17 protein-coding genes are annotated in these 17379 nt (G+C 61.4%); 11 read left to right on the forward strand and 6 right to left on the reverse strand.

All coding sequences use genetic code 11. The features are described 5' to 3' along the window. Window positions 1-62 precede the first annotated feature (62 nt). Both LOY50_RS20750 and LOY50_RS20755 read right to left on the reverse strand, forming a co-directional pair. A complete protein-coding gene (locus tag LOY50_RS20750; protein ID WP_253477012.1) occupies window positions 63-521 on the reverse strand; it encodes an REP-associated tyrosine transposase in 459 nt (152 codons plus the stop codon). A 212-nt stretch (window positions 522-733) separates the two neighbouring features. After that, entirely contained in the window at window positions 734-1174 is a 441-nt protein-coding gene (locus LOY50_RS20755) for a heme-binding protein (RefSeq protein WP_253477015.1), read from the reverse strand. Window positions 1175-1442: 268 nt separating this feature from the next. Between LOY50_RS20755 and gcl the strand changes: the two genes are divergently transcribed. From gcl to LOY50_RS20800, 9 genes are all read left to right on the forward strand, one after another. Further along, window positions 1443-3218 carry a glyoxylate carboligase gene (gcl, locus tag LOY50_RS20760; protein WP_258689068.1) on the forward strand — a complete coding sequence of 592 codons (1776 nt, stop codon included), beginning with the start codon at window positions 1443-1445 and terminating at the stop codon, window positions 3216-3218. Between the two features lie 136 nt (window positions 3219-3354). Beyond that, on the forward strand, window positions 3355-4137 hold the full coding sequence (gene hyi, locus LOY50_RS20765; protein ID WP_003204464.1) for a hydroxypyruvate isomerase: 783 nt from the start codon (window positions 3355-3357) through the stop codon (window positions 4135-4137). Between the two features lie 158 nt (window positions 4138-4295). Next, a complete protein-coding gene (locus tag LOY50_RS20770) occupies window positions 4296-5186 on the forward strand; it encodes a 2-hydroxy-3-oxopropionate reductase (RefSeq protein WP_253477022.1) in 891 nt (296 codons plus the stop codon). 150 nt (window positions 5187-5336) lie between these two features. Further along, the gene (locus tag LOY50_RS20775) at window positions 5337-6617 is read left to right on the forward strand and encodes a glycerate kinase (RefSeq protein WP_258689069.1); all 1281 of its coding nucleotides are present in this window, start codon (window positions 5337-5339) and stop codon (window positions 6615-6617) included. After that, a complete protein-coding gene (pyk, locus tag LOY50_RS20780; RefSeq protein ID WP_253477042.1) occupies window positions 6607-8022 on the forward strand; it encodes a pyruvate kinase in 1416 nt (471 codons plus the stop codon). The genes LOY50_RS20775 and pyk overlap by 11 nt, the downstream gene beginning before the upstream one ends. 123 nt (window positions 8023-8145) lie before the next feature. Beyond that, window positions 8146-9048 (forward strand): urea transporter, encoded by a 903-nt coding sequence (locus LOY50_RS20785; protein WP_258689070.1) that lies wholly within the window; start codon window positions 8146-8148, stop codon window positions 9046-9048. A 20-nt stretch (window positions 9049-9068) separates the two neighbouring features. Further along, the gene (locus tag LOY50_RS20790) at window positions 9069-9893 is read left to right on the forward strand and encodes an ion transporter (RefSeq protein ID WP_214509640.1); all 825 of its coding nucleotides are present in this window, start codon (window positions 9069-9071) and stop codon (window positions 9891-9893) included. A 93-nt stretch (window positions 9894-9986) separates the two neighbouring features. After that, a complete protein-coding gene (locus LOY50_RS20795; protein ID WP_258689072.1) occupies window positions 9987-10985 on the forward strand; it encodes a sulfate ABC transporter substrate-binding protein in 999 nt (332 codons plus the stop codon). 296 nt (window positions 10986-11281) lie between these two features. Next, complete coding sequence (locus tag LOY50_RS20800) at window positions 11282-12484, forward strand: MFS transporter (protein WP_258689073.1); 1203 nt, start codon at window positions 11282-11284, stop codon at window positions 12482-12484. 60 nt (window positions 12485-12544) lie between these two features. Here the strand turns inward: LOY50_RS20800 and LOY50_RS20805 are convergent, their stop codons facing one another. The 4 genes from LOY50_RS20805 to LOY50_RS20820 form a co-directional block, all read right to left on the reverse strand. Beyond that, entirely contained in the window at window positions 12545-12736 is a 192-nt protein-coding gene (locus LOY50_RS20805; RefSeq protein ID WP_003204476.1) for a PLDc N-terminal domain-containing protein, read from the reverse strand. A 71-nt stretch (window positions 12737-12807) separates the two neighbouring features. Beyond that, on the reverse strand, window positions 12808-13338 hold the full coding sequence (locus LOY50_RS20810) for a hypothetical protein (protein ID WP_258689074.1): 531 nt from the start codon (window positions 13336-13338) through the stop codon (window positions 12808-12810). Window positions 13339-13499: 161 nt separating this feature from the next. Continuing rightward, entirely contained in the window at window positions 13500-14021 is a 522-nt protein-coding gene (locus LOY50_RS20815) for an ankyrin repeat domain-containing protein (protein WP_258689075.1), read from the reverse strand. 94 nt (window positions 14022-14115) lie between these two features. Next, window positions 14116-15954, reverse strand: a complete 1839-nt coding sequence (locus LOY50_RS20820) for a long-chain-acyl-CoA synthetase (protein ID WP_258689076.1) — start codon at window positions 15952-15954, stop codon at window positions 14116-14118. 356 nt (window positions 15955-16310) lie between these two features. Between LOY50_RS20820 and LOY50_RS20825 the strand changes: the two genes are divergently transcribed. Then, the gene (locus LOY50_RS20825; protein ID WP_003204481.1) at window positions 16311-16589 is read left to right on the forward strand and encodes a DUF3509 domain-containing protein; all 279 of its coding nucleotides are present in this window, start codon (window positions 16311-16313) and stop codon (window positions 16587-16589) included. Window positions 16590-16792: 203 nt separating this feature from the next. Continuing rightward, window positions 16793-16993 (forward strand): nucleoid-structuring protein H-NS, encoded by a 201-nt coding sequence (locus tag LOY50_RS20830; RefSeq protein ID WP_253478743.1) that lies wholly within the window; start codon window positions 16793-16795, stop codon window positions 16991-16993. Window positions 16994-17379: the final 386 nt, after the last annotated feature.

Consider the following 17379-nt stretch of genomic DNA (forward strand, 5'->3'; position numbering starts at 1 on the left):
GGGGGCCGCGGTGCCCTTGTGGGAGCGAGCTCGCTCGCGATTGAAGACAACTCGATTTCAAGTCAAAGCCAAATGGCATCCCACAGCGGATAGTCGCCAAGTCGCTCTACCAGGCCTGCCCGCAGTGGATTTGCCACAACATAGCGAGCCAGCTTTACCAAATCCTCTTCCCGCCGCAAAGCTCGATCGTGGTAACCCGGTTGCCAAAGGCTGCCTCTGTGCCCTGTGGACATGTTTACCGCCCGAGCACTCAAGGACTTGGTTTTTTGCATCAACTCATTCAGCGAGCCTTGCTGCAATTCAATCAACCAATGGAAATGGTCAGGCATGATCACCCAAGCCAATGACTTCGCCCATCTCTCATCCTGGGCACACCTAAATTGCTCAACGACCAATCGACCTAAAGCGAAATCCTTGAAAATCGGCTTTCGCTCTGCCGTCTTAGTGGTCAATAAATAGATTCGATTCAACTCACCGTAACGACCGGTGTGCAAGCGATGTGAAGCAGGTAGATCAGGCATTCCTTCGCCTCTCCAATGATCAGGTCATCAAAGGCTAGGCCTGTAGATTTTTGAATGCCGGACAGACTCTTGGCTGGATGTGTCTGGTAGATCGTCATCGCGAGCAAGCTCGCTCCCACAGGGGATTTGCGACGTTCACACATTTTGTGTCGATCACCAGACCCTGTGGGAGCGAGCTTGCTCGCGATGACGTCAGTCAATTCACCGCAAAATCAAACAGTACCCCCCGCATCCGCCCTCAACCGCAGCGCCTCCACCGCCCTGACCGCCACCTGCTCATCCACATCCGAAACATCACCACTGACACCAATCGCCCCCAGCACCTTCCCATCCTGATCCCTGATCAATACCCCACCCGGGGCCGGTACGACGTTGCCCTGCCCTAGCCCGTTCAATGCCGCGAAAAACGCTGGGCGTTGCTGGGCGTCCTGGGCGAGCAGGCGTGAGCCTTTGCCCAGGGCGATGGCGCCCCAGGCCTTGGCGATGGCGATCTGCGGGCGAAGCAGGCTGGCGCCGTCTTCGCGTTGCAAGGCAACCAGGTGCCCGCCGCTGTCCAGGACCGCGACGGTCAGGGGTGCTGCGCTGATTTCACGACCGGCGACAAGGGCTTGCCCGGCCAGGTTGACGGCGATTTTCAAGGTTAGAACGCTCATGGGTGCTGTCCTTCTTTTGTTATGGGAGAGCCTTGCGGGCTTCACTTTCAGCAAAACCGAACACAACAAATAGAACACAACAATGCATATTTTTGTATACAATAATTTTCACAAAGCACCTTAATCGATGGAAGACCGCAGCAAAACCTGGCCTTCCGACGAATGAAACAGCTGCTTGAGGAAATGGATTGACCTGCGCCGTTTACCGTGAATACACTCTGCGCAAAGCCACTTGTATACAATTACAAAACGTAAGAGGCACAAAATAATGAGCAAAATGAGAGCAATCGAAGCCGCCGTTCTGGTAATGCGCCGTGAAGGCGTGGACACCGCCTTCGGTATCCCGGGTGCCGCGATCAACCCGCTGTACTCCGCCCTGCAGAAGGTGGGTGGCATCGATCACGTCCTTGCTCGCCACGTTGAAGGCGCCTCGCACATGGCCGAGGGCTACACCCGCACCAAGGCTGGCAATATCGGCGTGTGCATCGGCACCTCGGGCCCTGCCGGCACCGACATGGTGACCGGGCTCTACAGCGCCTCGGCCGATTCGATCCCGATCCTGTGCATCACCGGGCAAGCCCCCCGCGCCCGTATGCACAAGGAAGACTTCCAGGCTGTGGATATCACCAGCATCGTCAAACCCGTGACCAAGTGGGCAACCACCGTGCTGGAGCCCGGCCAGGTGCCGTATGCCTTCCAGAAGGCGTTCTTTGAGATGCGCTCCGGCCGTCCGGGCCCGGTGCTGATCGACCTGCCGTTCGACGTGCAGATGGCCGAGATCGAATTCGACATCGACGCCTACCAGCCGCTGCCCCTGGCCAAACCCGCGGCCAACCGCGTGCAGATAGAGAAAGCCCTGGCGATGCTCAATCAGGCCGAGCGTCCATTGCTGGTGGCTGGCGGCGGCATCATCAACGCCGATGCCAGCGAACTGCTGGTGGAGTTCGCCGAGCTGACCGGCATCCCCGTCATCCCAACCTTGATGGGCTGGGGCACCATCCCCGACGATCACCCGCTGATGGTCGGCATGGTCGGCCTGCAAACCTCCCATCGCTACGGCAACGCCACCTTGCTCAAGTCGGACGCGGTGCTGGGCGTCGGCAACCGCTGGGCCAACCGTCATACCGGTTCGGTGGACGTCTACACCGAAGGCCGCACGTTCATTCACGTGGACATCGAGCCGACCCAGATCGGCCGCGTGTTCACGCCCGACCTGGGCATCGTCTCCGATGCCGCCTCGGCCCTGACGGTGTTCATCGAAGTGGCCCGTGAATGGCAAGCCGCCGGCAAGCTGAAAAACCGCGACGCCTGGTTGCAAGACTGCCAGCAACGCAAAGCCAGCCTGCAACGCAAGACGCACTTCGACAACGTACCGGTCAAGCCACAGCGTGTGTACGAAGAAATGAACCAGGTGTTCGGCAAGGACACCTGCTACGTCAGCACCATTGGCCTGTCGCAGATCGCCGGGGCGCAGTTCCTCCACGTCTACAAGCCACGCCACTGGATCAACTGCGGCCAGGCCGGGCCGTTGGGCTGGACCATTCCGGCCGCGCTGGGGGTGGTCAAGGCCGATCCGAGCCGCAAGGTCGTGGCGCTGTCGGGCGACTATGACTTCCAGTTCATGATCGAAGAGCTGGCGGTGGGAGCGCAATTCAAACTGCCCTACATCCATGTTGTGGTGAACAACTCCTACCTGGGCTTGATTCGCCAGGCCCAACGCGGGTTCGACATGGACTACTGCGTGCAGCTGTCCTTCGACAACCTCAACGCCCCGGAACTCAACGGTTATGGCGTGGATCACGTTGCCGTGGCCGAAGGCCTGGGGTGCAAAGCGCTACGGGTGTTCGAACCGTCCGGCATCCAGCCGGCCCTGCGCCAGGCCCAGGCGATGATCGAGGAGTTCAAGGTGCCGGTGATCGTCGAGATCATCCTGGAACGGGTGACCAACATTTCCATGGGCACTGAGATCAACGCCGTCAATGAATTTGAAGATCTGGCGCTTGTGGGCAACGATGCACCGACTGCCATTTCGCTACTCGACTGACTGCCGACGCCCTCCTGTGAGAGCGAGCTTGCTCGCGATAGCGGTGGGTCAGTGCCGGTGATGTTGGCTGTACTGCCTTCATCGCGAGCAAGCTCGCTCCCACAGGGGTGCGTTCACATTATTTAAGGAGACCACCATGCCGCGTTTCGCCGCCAACCTGTCCATGCTGTTCACCGAGCAGGATTTTCTCGCCCGTTTCGAAGCCGCCGCCAAGGCCGGTTTCAGTGGTGTCGAATACCTGTTTCCTTATGACTACAGCTCCGCCGAACTCAAGGCCTTGCTCGACGCCAACGGCCTGACCCAGGTGCTGTTCAACCTGCCGGCCGGTGACTGGGCCAAGGGTGAACGCGGCATTGCCTGCCTGCCGGACCGGGTCGAGGAATTCCGCGCCGGTGTCGACCTGGCAATCGCCTACGCCCAGGTGCTGGGCAACACCCAGGTCAACTGCCTGTCGGGGATTCGCCCGCAGAACTGCAGTGAAACCCTGGTGGAAAAAACCTTCGTCGCCAACCTCAAATACGCCGCCGAGAAGCTGCAGGCCAAAGGCATCAAGCTGGTGATGGAAGCCATCAACACCCGCGACATTCCCGGCTTCTACCTGAACAACACCGCCCAGGCCCTGTCGATCCGCGAGCAGGTGGGCAGCGCCAACCTGTTCCTGCAATACGACATCTACCACATGCAGATCATGGAAGGTGACCTGGCCCGGACCCTGTCGGCGCACCTGGGCGAGATCAACCACGTGCAACTGGCGGACAACCCGGGCCGCAACGAGCCGGGCACGGGCGAGATCAACTATCGCTTCCTGTTCGAACACCTGGACCGCATCGGCTACACGGGTTGGGTCGGCTGCGAATACAAGCCGCTGACCACCACCGAAGCGGGATTGGGCTGGCTGAAAACCCATAACGCGATCTAACCCACTCTTCCCCCCTGTGGGAGCGAGCTTGCTCGCGATGACGTCGGTACAGCCAATATCACCGGCACTGACCCACCGCTATCGCGAGCAAGCTCGCTCCCACAGAAAAGCAGTTCTTCATCGGTTTGAAGCAGCGATAACAACAAGAGGATTTCCCCATGGCTAAAATCGGATTCATCGGCACCGGCATCATGGGCCACCCCATGGCACTGAACCTGCAAAAGGCCGGTCACAGCCTGTTCCTGTCCCAGCACCACGACACGGCCCCGGCCGACCTGCTGGCGGGCGGCGCGGTAGCGTTGGCCAACCCGAAGGAAGTGGCCCAGGAAGCGGAGTTCATCATCGTCATGGTTCCGGACACCCCGCAGGTCGACGACGTACTGTTGCGCGCCGACGGCGTGGCGGCGGGCGTGGGCGCGGGCAAGGTGGTGATCGACATGAGCTCGATCTCCCCCACCGCCACCAAGGCCTTCGCGGCGAAGATCAATGAAAAAGGCGCGCAGTACCTCGACGCTCCGGTATCCGGCGGTGAAGTCGGCGCCAAGGCCGCGACGCTGAGCATCATGGTCGGTGGCGACAGCGCCGCCTTCGAGCGTGCCCTGCCGCTGTTCCAGGCCATGGGCAAGAACATCACCCTGGTGGGCGGCAACGGTGATGGCCAGACCGCCAAAGTCGCGAACCAGATCATCGTTGCCTTGAACATCCAGGCGGTAGCCGAAGCGTTGTTGTTCGCCTCGAAAAACGGTGCCGACCCGGCCAAGGTCCGTGAAGCGCTGATGGGTGGTTTCGCTTCGTCGAAGATCCTCGAAGTGCACGGCGAACGCATGATCAAGGGCACCTTCGACCCGGGCTTCCGCATCAGCCTGCACCAGAAGGACCTGAACCTGGCCCTGCAAGGCGCCAGGGAACTGAACATCAACCTGCCCAACACCGCCAACGCCCAACAAGTGTTCAGCACCTGCGCGGCCATTGGTGGCAGCAACTGGGATCACTCGGCGTTGATCAAGGGGTTGGAGCACATGGCCAATTTCTCCATCCGCGATAACTGACACACCAAAGAACCCTGTGGGAGCGAGCTTGCTCGCGATAGCGGTGGATCTGCCTGCATTGATGTTGAATGTAAAACCGCTATCGCGAGCAAGCTCGCTCCCACAAGTAACCAAGTCGCCTCAGCCAATAATAAAAATCGGGAGCCCGCCATGTCGGTCGATCCGCAACAACTGCTGCGCGAGCTGTTTGCCACAGCCATCGACGCGGCCCATCCGCAACACGTCCTTGAACGCTACCTGCCCAGCGACCGCAGCGGTCGGGTGATCGTCATCGGTGCCGGCAAGGCCGCGGCGGCCATGGCGCAAGTGGTCGAGCGCTGCTGGCAGGGCGAAGTGTCTGGCCTGGTGGTGACCCGCTACGGCCATGGCGCGCCCTGCCAGAAAATCGAAGTAGTGGAAGCCGCCCACCCGGTGCCTGACGCCGCCGGCTTGGCCGTGGCCCAGCGGGTGCTGGAAATGGTCAGCAACCTCAGCGAAGACGACCGGGTGATCTTCCTGCTGTCCGGCGGCGGTTCTGCCCTGCTGGCCTTGCCCGCCGAAGGCATCACCCTGGCCGACAAGCAATCGATCAACAAAGCCCTGCTCAAATCCGGCGCGGCCATCGGCGAGATGAACTGCGTGCGCAAGCACCTCTCGGCGATCAAGGGCGGGCGCCTGGGCAAGGCCTGCTGGCCGGCGACGGTGTACACCTACGCGATCTCCGATGTGCCCGGGGATCTTGCCACGGTCATTGCCTCCGGCCCCACCGTGGCCGACCCCAGCACGTCGGCCGAAGCCCTGGCGATTCTCCAGCGCTACCAGATCGAGGTGCCGGCCTCGGTGCGCAACTGGTTGCACAGCCCGGCATCGGAAACCGTCAAGCCCGGCGACCCAAGCCTGGCCCGCAACCACTTCCAATTGATCGCCCGCCCCCAGCAGTCATTGGAGGCCGCGGCAGTGAAGGCGCGCCAGGCCGGTTTCAGCCCATTGATCCTCGGCGACCTGGAAGGCGAATCCCGGGAGGTGGCGAAAGTCCACGCCGGCATCGCCCGGCAAGTCGCCCTGCACGGTCAGCCACTGGCGGCGCCGTGCGTGATCCTCTCCGGCGGCGAAACCACCGTCACCGTGCGCGGCGACGGTCGTGGCGGGCGCAATGCAGAATTCCTGCTGAGCCTGACCGACAGCCTCAAGGGTCATCCTGGCATCTACGCGCTGGCCGGCGACACCGACGGCATCGACGGTTCCGAAGACAACGCCGGTGCCCTCATGACCCCGGACAGTTATCGCCGCGCCACCGCGCTGGGCCTGTGCGCCAGCGACGAGTTGGACAACAACAATGGCTACGGCTACTTCGCTGCCCTGGATGGGCTGATCGTCACCGAACCGACCCGCACCAACGTCAATGACTTTCGCGCCATCCTGATCCTCGAGAACCCCGAACATGACGCCTGATAAAAAGGTCAAGATCCTCGCGACCCTCGGCCCCGCCACCCGCGGCATCGATGACATTCGCGAGCTGGTACAGGCCGGCGTGAACATCTTCCGCCTGAACTTCAGCCACGGCGAGCATGCCGACCACGCCCAGCGCTACCAGTGGATTCGCGAGGTCGAGCAGCAGCTCAATTACCCGCTGGGTATCCTGATGGACCTGCAAGGCCCGAAGCTGCGGGTCGGCCGGTTCGCCGACGGCAAGGTCCTGCTGCAACGCGGCCAGGCCCTGCGTCTGGACCTGGACCCGACGCCCGGCGATCAACGCCGGGTCAACCTGCCCCACCCGGAGATCATCGCGGCCCTGGAGCCCGGCATGGACCTGCTGCTGGACGACGGCAAGTTGCGCCTGCGCGTGACCGCCAGGCACAGCGACGCCATCGACACCGAGGTGCTCAACGGCGGCGAGCTGTCGGACCGCAAAGGCGTGAACGTGCCCCAGGCCGTGCTTGACCTGAGCCCGTTGACCAGCAAGGACCGGCGCGACTTGAGTTTCGGCCTGGAGCTGGGCGTGGACTGGGTGGCGTTGTCGTTCGTCCAACGTCCCGAGGACATCCGCGAGGCCCGGGCGCTGATCGGCGACAAGGCGTTCCTGATGGCAAAGATCGAGAAACCGTCGGCGGTGACCCAACTGCGGGAAATCGCCGAATTGAGTGACGCGATCATGGTTGCTCGCGGTGACCTGGGTGTCGAAGTCCCGGCCGAGAGCGTGCCGCAGATCCAGAAGACCATCATCGGCACCTGCCGCGCCCTCGGCAAACCGGTGGTGGTGGCGACGCAGATGCTCGAGTCGATGCGTTTCTCCCCGGCGCCCACCCGCGCCGAAGTCACCGACGTGGCCAACGCCGTGGCCGAGGGGGCCGATGCGGTGATGCTGTCGGCGGAAACCGCTTCAGGGGATTACCCCCTCGAAGCCGTGCAGATGATGAGCAAGATCATCCGCCAAGTGGAAAACGGCCCCGACTACCAGGCGCAATTGGACGTCAGCCGGCCGAAAGCCGAAGCCACGGTGTCGGACGCGATCAGTTGCGCGATCCGGCGTATCAGCAACGTGCTGCCGGTGGCGGTGCTGGTGAACTACAGCGAATCGGGCAGTTCCAGCCTGCGGGCGGCGCGGGAACGGCCGACGGTGCCGATCCTCAACCTCACGCCGAACCTGCAGGCCGCTCGCCGCCTGACAGTGGCCTGGGGCGTGCACTCGGTGGTCAACGATCGGTTGAAGCAAGTGGATGAAGTCTGTTCCACCGCCCTGGAAATCGCCCAGGCCCAAGGCATGGCCCAGCGCGGCGATACCTTGCTGATCACGGCGGGCGTGCCGTTCGGGCAGCCGGGGTCGACCAATTCGCTGCGCATTGAGACCCTGATCTAGCGGCTGTACTGGCCCCATCGCGAGCAAGCTCGCTCCCACAGGGTTTTGTGAATGCCACAAGTCCAGTGTGGGAGCGAGCTTGCTCGCGATGAAGTCGACTCGGTCCTTCTGACACACCTACTTATGCCCAACACCCCCTGCCCCGACTGGGCAACCGCCCTGCTCAACGGCTTCAGCCAAGTCTTCCTCCAGCGCCATCCGTTGTGCGGCCTGCTGTGCCTGCTGGCGATCCTGCTCACTGCGCCCGCTCTGTTCGGCGGTGCGTTGCTGGGTGGGGTGGCCGGGTTGCTCACGGCCCAGCGACGCGGTTACGCCAAGGCCGACCGGCAAGCCGGGCTGTTCAGCTACAACGGCATCCTGCTGGGCTTGCTGCTGAGCCTCGCGTTGCCCTGGTCCGTCCTGTTGCCACCGTTGATCCTCGCCACAGGCGGTCTCAGCGCGATGCTGACCCAGCAATGGCTCAAGCGCACCCGAGGCCCTCGATGCCTGCCCGCCTACACCGCGCCTTTTGTAGGGTTGGCTTGGCTGCTGATGAGTTTCACCCTGCCGCCGCCCCCAACCACCTCGATTGAAATGACAGTACCCAACCTGCTGGCCGCGCATTTGAGCGGTCTGGGCCAGGTCATGTTTCTTGGCCACCCGGCGGCGGGTGCGCTGATCGCGGCGGGCCTGCTGCTGGCCGACCGTCGTGCCGCCGTTTGGGCATTGTTCGGTTCCGCCGCCGGCCTGGCCTTCGCCTTGTCGCAACATGAAAACGTAACCGCCCTTTGCGGGCTGGGTGGCTACAACCCGGTGTTGGTGGCGCTGGCCCTCAGCCAACAGCGCCGCCATGCCTGGCTGCCACTGGCGGGCATTCTCCTGGCGCTCATGCTTGCCCCAGGTTTTATCACCCTCGGCCTGCCTCCCCTGACGGCACCGTTCATCCTCGCGTGCTGGTTGATCCAGGCCACCGGCCGGGCGTGGCGCCAGGCCAACCTCGACAGCGCGCCTTGCGCTCTGCAGGGCAATCGCCCTAGGCTTCGCTGATTCCGGTTCAGGCGACGATTATGCAAAGCAGCAACAACTGGCGCGAACGCCTCTACGTGATCATTTTCCAGACCGACACCGTCGCCGGTCGACGCTTCGATAGCACCTTGCTGTTGATCATCCTCGCCAGCCTGGTGATCGTGATGCTCGACAGCATCGACAGCGTGCACAAAAACTACGCGGCCCTGCTGGCCGGTATCGAGTGGGGCTTCACCTTCGTCTTCATCGTCGAGTACGGCCTGCGCCTGTACTGCTCGCCCAAGCCGCTGCGCTATGCCTTCAGTTTCTACGGGCTGGTGGACCTGCTGGCGATCGTGCCGGGAATCCTGGCGCTGTACTACAGCGATGCCCAGTACCTGTTGATCATTCGGATCATCCGCATGCTGCGGATTTTCCGCGTGCTCAAGCTCAGTCCTTACCTCAAGCAAGCCAATTACCTGATGGCGGCGCTGCGGGGGAGCAAGCAGAAAATCATCGTGTTCCTGGTCAGCGTCTCGACCCTGGTGACCGTCTTCGGCACGCTGATGTACGTCATCGAAGGTCCCGAGCATGGCTTTACCAGCATTCCCAAGGGCATCTATTGGGCTATCGTGACACTCACCACCGTGGGCTTCGGCGACATCGTGCCCAAGACGCCGCTGGGCCAGGTGGTGTCATCCCTGGTAATGATCACCGGCTATTCGATCATCGCCGTGCCGACGGGTATTTTCACGGCAGAACTGGCCACCGCCATGCGCGGCGACCAGCTCCAGCACGACTGCCCGGTGTGCAGCAAAAACAACCACGAACACGGTGCCGCTTTCTGCTCCCGTTGTGGCAATGCGCTGTTTAAGAAATTGGAATAAGCAAAGCACTTTTTGATGCTTGAAGGTCTATAGGCTTGCAGCTAGTGTGCTGGCTAATTGCCCGGAACCCCCGTTGATAAAAAGGAATTCGTAGTGAAGAACTTCTTTGGCGCCGCCCTTCTCGCCACTGGCCTGACCTTTGGCAGCCTGGCCCACGCCGCCCCGACCCTGCTCAACGTTTCCTACGACGTGATGCGCGATTTCTACAAGGACTACAACGCAGCCTTCCAGAAGCACTGGCAGGCCGAGCACAACGAAAACATCACCGTGCAAATGTCGTTCGGCGGCTCCAGCAAGCAGGCGCGCTCGGTGATCGACGGCCTGCCGGCAGATGTCATCACCATGAACATGGCGACCGACATCAACGCCCTGGCGGACAACGGCAAACTGGTGCCCGAGAACTGGGTCACCCGCCTGCCGAACAACAGCGCGCCGTTCACCTCGGCCACGGTGTTCATCGTGCGCAAAGGCAACCCGAAAGCCTTGAAGGACTGGCCTGACCTGCTCAAGGACGGTGTGCAGGTGATCGTGCCCAACCCGAAAACCTCCGGCAACGGTCGCTACACCTACCTCTCGGCTTGGGGCTATGTGCTGAAAAATGGCGGTGACGAGAACAAGGCCAAGGCCTTCGTCGGCAAACTGTTCAAGCAGGCGCCGGTACTGGACACCGGCGGCCGCGCCGCGACGACCACCTTCATGACCAACCAGATCGGCGACGTGCTGGTGACCTTTGAAAACGAAGCAGAAATGATCGCCCGCGAATTCGGCCGCGACCAGTTCGAGGTGATCTACCCGAGCGTTTCCGCCGAAGCCGAGCCACCGGTCAGCGTGGTCGACAAAGTCGTCGAGAAAAAAGGCTCCCGCGAAGCCGCCGAAGAGTATCTTAAATACCTGTGGTCGCCCGAAGGCCAGGAAATCGCCGCCGCCAACTACCTGCGCCCACGGGACCTGGCGGTACTGGCCAAATACACCGACCGCTTCCCGAGAGTGGACTTCCTGTCGGTGGAAAAAACCTTCGGCGACTGGCGCACGGTGCAGAAGACTCACTTCAATGACGGTGGGGTTTTCGACCAGATCTACAGCGGGCAGTGAGGCGCTGATTCGAATAAAAGGGCGACCTCCGGGTCGCCTTTTTCATTCATCGGTGGGTAGGGAGGCTTTTGTGGCGAGGGAGCTTGCTCCCGCTGGGCTGCGCAGCGGCCCCATTCTGGCGGTTGCTGCGCAACCGAGCGGGAGCAAGCTCCCTCGCCACAAGAGCACTCCCTTATCTCCTGTGGTGCTGCCTATCATCAACCGCAGGCATGACAGCTATCGACCACAAGCCCTGTTCCTGCCCCCTCTAAGTCTTTAGCCTCACGCCATCCTTCCAATTGATCGACGAGATTGCCATGAGTGCTCATTCACCTACCTCACCCGGCAGCCCGCTGACCCGCGGCATGGTCCTGCTCTTCGCCTTCTGCTGCGGTGCCATCGTCGCCAACATCTACTACGCCCAACCGATCATTGAACTGATCGCTCCCGACGTCGGCCTGAGCAGCACCATGGCCAGCCTGATCGTTTCGCTGACCCAGATCGGTTATGCCTTGGGCCTGTTTTTCCTGGTGCCACTGGGGGACTTGCTGGAAAACCGTCGGCTGATGATCATCACCACCGTGGTGGCGATTGCCAGTTTGTTAGGGGCAGCGTTCACCGATCAACCGAACGTATTCCTGCTGGTTTCGCTGTTGGTGGGGTTCAGCTCGGTGTCGGTGCAAGTCCTGATTCCGCTGGCCGCACACCTGGCGCCGGAGGAGACCCGGGGTCGGGTCGTGGGTGGGATCATGGGCGGCCTGCTGTTGGGGATCCTGCTGGCGCGGCCAGTCTCCAGCGTGGTGGCCGATCACTTCGGCTGGCGGGCCATGTTCATCATCGCCGCCGCGTTGATGGCCGCCATCAGCATCGTCCTGGCACTGACCGTGCCCAAGCGCCAGCCCGACCACAGCGCCTCTTATGGCCAACTGCTGGGCTCGCTCGGCACCCTGCTGCGTCAACAACCGCTGTTGCGGCAACGGGCGTTCTACCAGGCCTGCCTGTTTGCCACGTTCAGCCTGTTCTGGACCGCCGTGCCGCTGGAACTGTCACGCAACCATGGCCTGTCCCAGACTGAAATCGCCTTGTTCGCCCTGGTCGGTGCCATTGGTGCGATCGCCGCGCCCATCGCCGGTCGCCTGGCGGATGCCGGCCATACCCGCATCGCCTCGCTGCTGGCGATGCTGTTCGCCAGCCTGAGTTTCCTGCCGACGTTCATCCATCCGCTCTACAGCGTGATCGGCCTGGCGGTGACCGGCGTGGTCCTGGATTTCTGTGTGCAGATGAACATGGTCCTGGGCCAGCGCACCATCTATGCCCTCGATGCCAAGAGTCGCAGCCGGCTGAATGCGCTGTACATGACCAGCATCTTCGTCGGTGGCGCCTTCGGCTCATCGATTGCCAGTGCGGTGTACGAACACGGCGGCTGGTTGTGGGTGGTGATCGTCGGCAGTGCCTTCCCACTGTTGGCCTTGCTGCGCTTCTTGAGCACCTCGCGCAAGCAGTCCCTGGCTACGGCCTGAATACCCCACGCATAAAAAAGCCCGGTCGCCTTCAGCGCCCGGGCTTTTTGGTGGAGCGTGTCAAATCCGCACGTTGCCACGCGGCCCGGCAATCGCCCAGATGATCAGGCCCAGTACCGGCAACAGCAGGATCAGCAGCACCCAGAGGATTTTCATCCCGGTTTCCGCGCCACTCTTGAGTACGTTGATGATCGCCCAGATATCGAGCGCCAGGATGATCAGGCCGACCAGGCCGTTGAAAGTGGAACCCATGGTGTCGCTCCCAAATGGTGATGTGCACACTTAGGATAGCGGGCCCCAGGCAAGGGTTCCGTTTTATTGCTTCAGACGTGGACCGCGACCTTGAGGGCTTCCAGGGACGGCGTGGCAGCAATGCCGACCTCGGCACACAGCTCCAGCACCCGCGGCACGTCGTTGCCGTACACCAGCACCATTTGCAATTCATCGTCGAGCAATTGGCTGAAGTTCATCAGCACGTAGCCGCCGTTTTCCTTGTTCAGGCTGCTCATCTGGATCTGGATGCGGTTCAGCGCGGTCAGGGCTTCGGTTTTCGCCAGTTGCTTGGGCTTGAGGTTGAACGCCACGCCGGGGCCGAACGAGGCGACGATCTGTTCGAGCAGGTCCACGTAGGTGTCGGCCTGGAACAGCACGGTGTCCGGCAGGCTGCCCACCACGACCCACTCACCCAACGGGATCGGGAACGTGTCGTCGTAGTTGATATCGGGGTTGGCCGCCAGGAAAGCCGTCGGATCGGCGTAGGCCTGGGCCGCTTCGTCAGCGATTTTCGCAATGTCCGCCTCGCCGAGGCAGCCGGAGCTGATTTTACCGATGAGTTCGATGAGGGCGGCTTTCATGGGGTGAATCCTGTGGCGAAGGGTGTTTTGAGGGCGGGCAGGATAACGCATCATATCGGTCCGTAGGAGCTGCCGAGCGAAGCGAGGCTGCGATCTTTTGATCTTTCACTTGAGATTCAACTGTCAGGAAAAGATCGCAGCCTCGCTTCGCTCGGCAGCTCCTACAGGGCCAACAACTTTTCCAACTGCGCCGTGGTGTCCACCGCGCCCATGGTCCTGGCGGCATCGAGAGCCGAGACGCCGTTGGCATCCTTGGCTTTCGGGTCGGCACCTTTGCCGATCAGGTAGTCGACGATTTCCACGCGGTTGAACATCGCCGCCATCATCAGCGCGGTACGACCATCGAAGGAGGCGCCTTCCACTTGCGCGCCGCCATCCACCAACGCCGAAACCACTGCCAGGTCGCCCTTGAATGCCGCGCCGGCAATCGGGCTCTGGCCGTTGTCGTTGCGGATTTCCGGATCGGCCTTGTGCTCCAGCAACACCTTCACCGTTTCCACATGCCCGTGGTAAGCGGCCAGCATCAACAAGGTGTCGCCCTTGTGGTTACGCAGGTTGGGCGGCAGGCCCTTGCTCAGCAACGCAGCCATCATGGCCGCATCACCCTGGCGTGCGACGTTGAACACCTGCTCGGCAAACTCCGCAGCCTCTTCCGGGGTCATCTGGCGGCTTGTATCGGACATGGGAAACTCCACTCGGGTCTTCGCAAAGCGGCTAGTTTCCCGAGGGACCCGGGCGCTGTCATCCCTTTTTTCACTGTGCCCGTCATAGCCAGAATCAATAACGCAATTGTCCGCCCTGAATCCGAACGGCCAACTGCCGATCCACCCGCACGTAAGTATCGGTGCCCGGCAGCCAGGCGAAGATCGGCTCATCCCCGGTAACGCATGGGTCGAACGCTTCGGCCTTGAGGCGGGTCTTCTGGTACTTGAAGGTGCCGGTGGTGTCCATTTTCACCTTGATACGCAGGAACAGCGGCACGGCATAGGCAGGCAGCTTGCATTGCAGAAACTGCAACAACTCGCTGAAATCCAGGGTCGCCAGGGATTCGGACGGGGTGATTGCCGCCATGCCGGCACGGCCATTGGTGCCATTGATCTCCACGCCATAGGCCACCGCCTCGGCCACCTGCGGATGTTGCAGCAGCACATTTTCGACTTCCGTGGTGGAGACGTTTTCGCCTTTCCAGCGATAGGTATCGCCGAGTCGATCAACGAACTGCCCATGCCCGAAACCAATGTTGCGCAACAGGTCTCCGGTATTGAAGTAACGGTCGCCCGGGGCAAAGACATCCCTGCAGATGGTTTTTTCGGTCAAGGCCTGATCGGTGTAGCCATCCAGTGGCGCCTTCTCGTCGATCCGCGCCAGCAACAGGCCCGGTTGGCCCCTGGGCACTTTTTGCATGCGACCTTGCAGGTTGCGCAACGGCAGGCCGCTGGCATGGTCGTACTGCACCAGCTCCCAGCCCATCAGGGAAAACCCGATGGTGTTGTCGAAATTCAGGATGTTGGTGAAACCGATATTACCGTCACTGGCGGCATACAGCTCACAGATATGGTCGATGCCAAACCGGGTCTTGAAGGTCGACCAGGCCCCGGGCCGCAGGCCGTTGCCGATCATTTTCTTCACACCGTGGTGACGGTCATCGGCAGCGGCAGGCTGGTCGATCAGGTAGCGGCACAACTCACCGACATACCCCAGCGTGGTCGCCCGGTAACGGCGCACGTCGCTCCAGAACTGACTGGCGCTGAACTTGCGCCGAATCGCGAACCCCGATGCCCCACAGATCGCCGCGCCCCAGCACACGCACAGGCCGGTGGCGTGGTACAGCGGCAACGTGCAATACACGACATCGTCGGGCTGCATGTCCAAGGCGATCAGGCCGAAGCTGGTGGACGTGCGCATCCAGCGACCATGGCGAAACACCCCGGCCTTGGGCAGCCCGGTGGTGCCCGAGGTGTAGAGATAAAAACACGGGTCATTGCAGAAGACCTGCCGGCTGCACGCCGGGTTATTGCTTGGGTAATCCTCGCTGCCAGCCATCAGGTCGATGAAACCGGACGGGGCATCGGACGGGATATCGGCGCTGTCCTGATCCGCCAGCCACCAGGTCCTGCTGCTCGACAGCGTGGTTCGCTCTCGTATGTCGTTGAAGGCCGCGACCCGTTCATCCCCGACCACCACAGCGACCGGGTTGACCAGGGCCAGGCTGTGCACCAGTGCGTCGCCGGTTTGCGAGGTGTTGAGCATGGCACTGACCGCGCCAACCTTGGCCATCGCCAGCACGCTGATCAACAGCTGTGGCCGGTTCTCGATGAATATCGCCACGCAATCGCCCTTGCCGATGCCTTGGGCCAGCAGGTAATGGGCGATGCGATTGGCCTGCGCGTTGACCTGTGCATAACTCAGCACCGTCTCGCCGCACAGCAGTGCCGGGCCCTGGGGATTGCGTTGCGTGGCCTGTTCGAAACACCAGCCCAGGCCGCAAGGCTGGGTCGGGTCCTGGACGTTGGCCTGCTTCATGCCTTTGACGATCCGGGGGACGGCTCTGGCAATGGCTGGCAGCTTGCGCAGCATCATGCCCCAGGTAATCGCGTCGCTGGGTGTACGACTCATGGTGATCTTCCCCGTTCGACCGCGTGGGTCTCGGTTCTTGTTATCGGGCAGCAGGTGATTTTGGCTCGAAAGTACGCCGGCGATTGCGGCGCTGTACACGCGGTTTTTGCAATGTTTTGTATCCGCTGCCCGATATAGGCGAAGGGTGAGCGCCGCAAAACGATTTGGTTCCAAAAATCATTGGCCGACCACGCAAAATGCAGGATGCACGATGGCTATTCATGCAAGATGCACGAAATCAAAAATACAGGGAAAATATAACTATCTGTTTTCAAAGGGTTTTACACAAAGCCGAATGCTGGCACAGACAGTGCAACTTCCCCTCCACGGTTTGCCATACCATGGAGCAGTCAACTATGAACATGATTCAAGAAAAGTTTGCGTCCCTGTTTTCCAACTACGAAGTGACCACCCAGCCCCGCCCGGATGGCGGCATTCTGCTGACCTTGCGCAATAGCGACGGCAAGCTGTTCAAACGCACGATTTCCTATGCTCAACTGCACGCTGGGGATCAGTTGTCCTGGGCGATCAGCGCGATTCGTCGTGACCTGGCTGAACAGGCTAGCGAGTTGCCACAGATCACCTTGTTGCAGAGCCAGCATCGGTTTGCTTTGCCGACTTACCATAGCGCTTGAGCCTGCTGGAAAAACGCGGTGCTGCTTGCTTGAAAAAACGGCGCTTCTTTCGGAAATGGGAAGCGCCGTTTTTTTTGCGCCTTCTTTTGGGCGAGCCCGCTTTTGGTTTTAGTGTGTATATCCGTTTCTTCGGTAATGGCTGCTGACGGTTCCGCTCTTACAGCGGGTCACTTTCGAAAAGCGCGAAAGTAACCAAAGCGCTCATGCCCCACCACTTGGTGCCTCGCCTAGGCTCGGCATGCCCTCACTCCGGCATTGCTCCGTGGGCCCGCCGCGAAGGGCCATCCATGGCCCAGCGCGGCTATCCCGGCATCCATGCCGGGATGCCCACTCCACAATGCCTGCGTTCGGCCAGCGTGGTTAACGGGGCGCCCGAGATCAACGTCCACGCCGAGGCGGCCTAACAGCCGACCTGGCTCTCCCGGTCGTACACCCGTTAGATCTGTGGGAGCAAAGCTTGCTCGCGAAAGCGCTGGGTCAGTTTGCGGTGATGTTGGATATTGCCGGCCTCATCGCGAGCAAGCCCGCTCCCACAGGGGATCTTGGATGTTCATGAGTTATGTGTTCACTGCAGCCCATTGTGGGAGCGAGCCTGCTCGCGAAGGCGCTGGGTCAGTTTGCGGTGATGTTGAATGTGCCGGCCTCATCGCGAGCAAGCTCGCTCCCACAAAGGGGATCCGCGGTGTACATGAATTGTGTGGCTGCTGAAGATCCAATGTGGGAGCGAGCTTGCTCGCGATAGCAGTAGCTCAACCACATAATAAATGCCGGACATGCACCGCTCTTGCTT

This window comes from Pseudomonas sp. B21-010, from assembly GCF_024749325.1.
In the GTDB taxonomy this organism is placed as follows: domain Bacteria; phylum Pseudomonadota; class Gammaproteobacteria; order Pseudomonadales; family Pseudomonadaceae; genus Aquipseudomonas; species Aquipseudomonas kilonensis.

Coding starts and splice junctions, on each gene's coding strand:
- hyi (WP_003204464.1), top strand. CDS start 3,355: ATGCCGCGTTTCGCCGCCAACCTGTCCATGCTGTTCACCGAGCAGGAT.
- LOY50_RS20815 (WP_258689075.1), bottom strand. CDS start 14,021: ATGTCCGATACAAGCCGCCAGATGACCCCGGAAGAGGCTGCGGAGTTT.
- LOY50_RS20810 (WP_258689074.1), bottom strand. CDS start 13,338: ATGAAAGCCGCCCTCATCGAACTCATCGGTAAAATCAGCTCCGGCTGC.
- pyk (WP_253477042.1), top strand. CDS start 6,607: ATGACGCCTGATAAAAAGGTCAAGATCCTCGCGACCCTCGGCCCCGCC.
- LOY50_RS20755 (WP_253477015.1), bottom strand. CDS start 1,174: ATGAGCGTTCTAACCTTGAAAATCGCCGTCAACCTGGCCGGGCAAGCC.
- LOY50_RS20785 (WP_258689070.1), top strand. CDS start 8,146: ATGCCCAACACCCCCTGCCCCGACTGGGCAACCGCCCTGCTCAACGGC.
- LOY50_RS20750 (WP_253477012.1), bottom strand. CDS start 521: ATGCCTGATCTACCTGCTTCACATCGCTTGCACACCGGTCGTTACGGT.
- LOY50_RS20790 (WP_214509640.1), top strand. CDS start 9,069: ATGCAAAGCAGCAACAACTGGCGCGAACGCCTCTACGTGATCATTTTC.
- LOY50_RS20800 (WP_258689073.1), top strand. CDS start 11,282: ATGAGTGCTCATTCACCTACCTCACCCGGCAGCCCGCTGACCCGCGGC.
- LOY50_RS20775 (WP_258689069.1), top strand. CDS start 5,337: ATGTCGGTCGATCCGCAACAACTGCTGCGCGAGCTGTTTGCCACAGCC.
- gcl (WP_258689068.1), top strand. CDS start 1,443: ATGAGCAAAATGAGAGCAATCGAAGCCGCCGTTCTGGTAATGCGCCGT.
- LOY50_RS20805 (WP_003204476.1), bottom strand. CDS start 12,736: ATGGGTTCCACTTTCAACGGCCTGGTCGGCCTGATCATCCTGGCGCTC.
- LOY50_RS20830 (WP_253478743.1), top strand. CDS start 16,793: ATGCCCCACCACTTGGTGCCTCGCCTAGGCTCGGCATGCCCTCACTCC.
- LOY50_RS20770 (WP_253477022.1), top strand. CDS start 4,296: ATGGCTAAAATCGGATTCATCGGCACCGGCATCATGGGCCACCCCATG.
- LOY50_RS20825 (WP_003204481.1), top strand. CDS start 16,311: ATGAACATGATTCAAGAAAAGTTTGCGTCCCTGTTTTCCAACTACGAA.
- LOY50_RS20820 (WP_258689076.1), bottom strand. CDS start 15,954: ATGAGTCGTACACCCAGCGACGCGATTACCTGGGGCATGATGCTGCGC.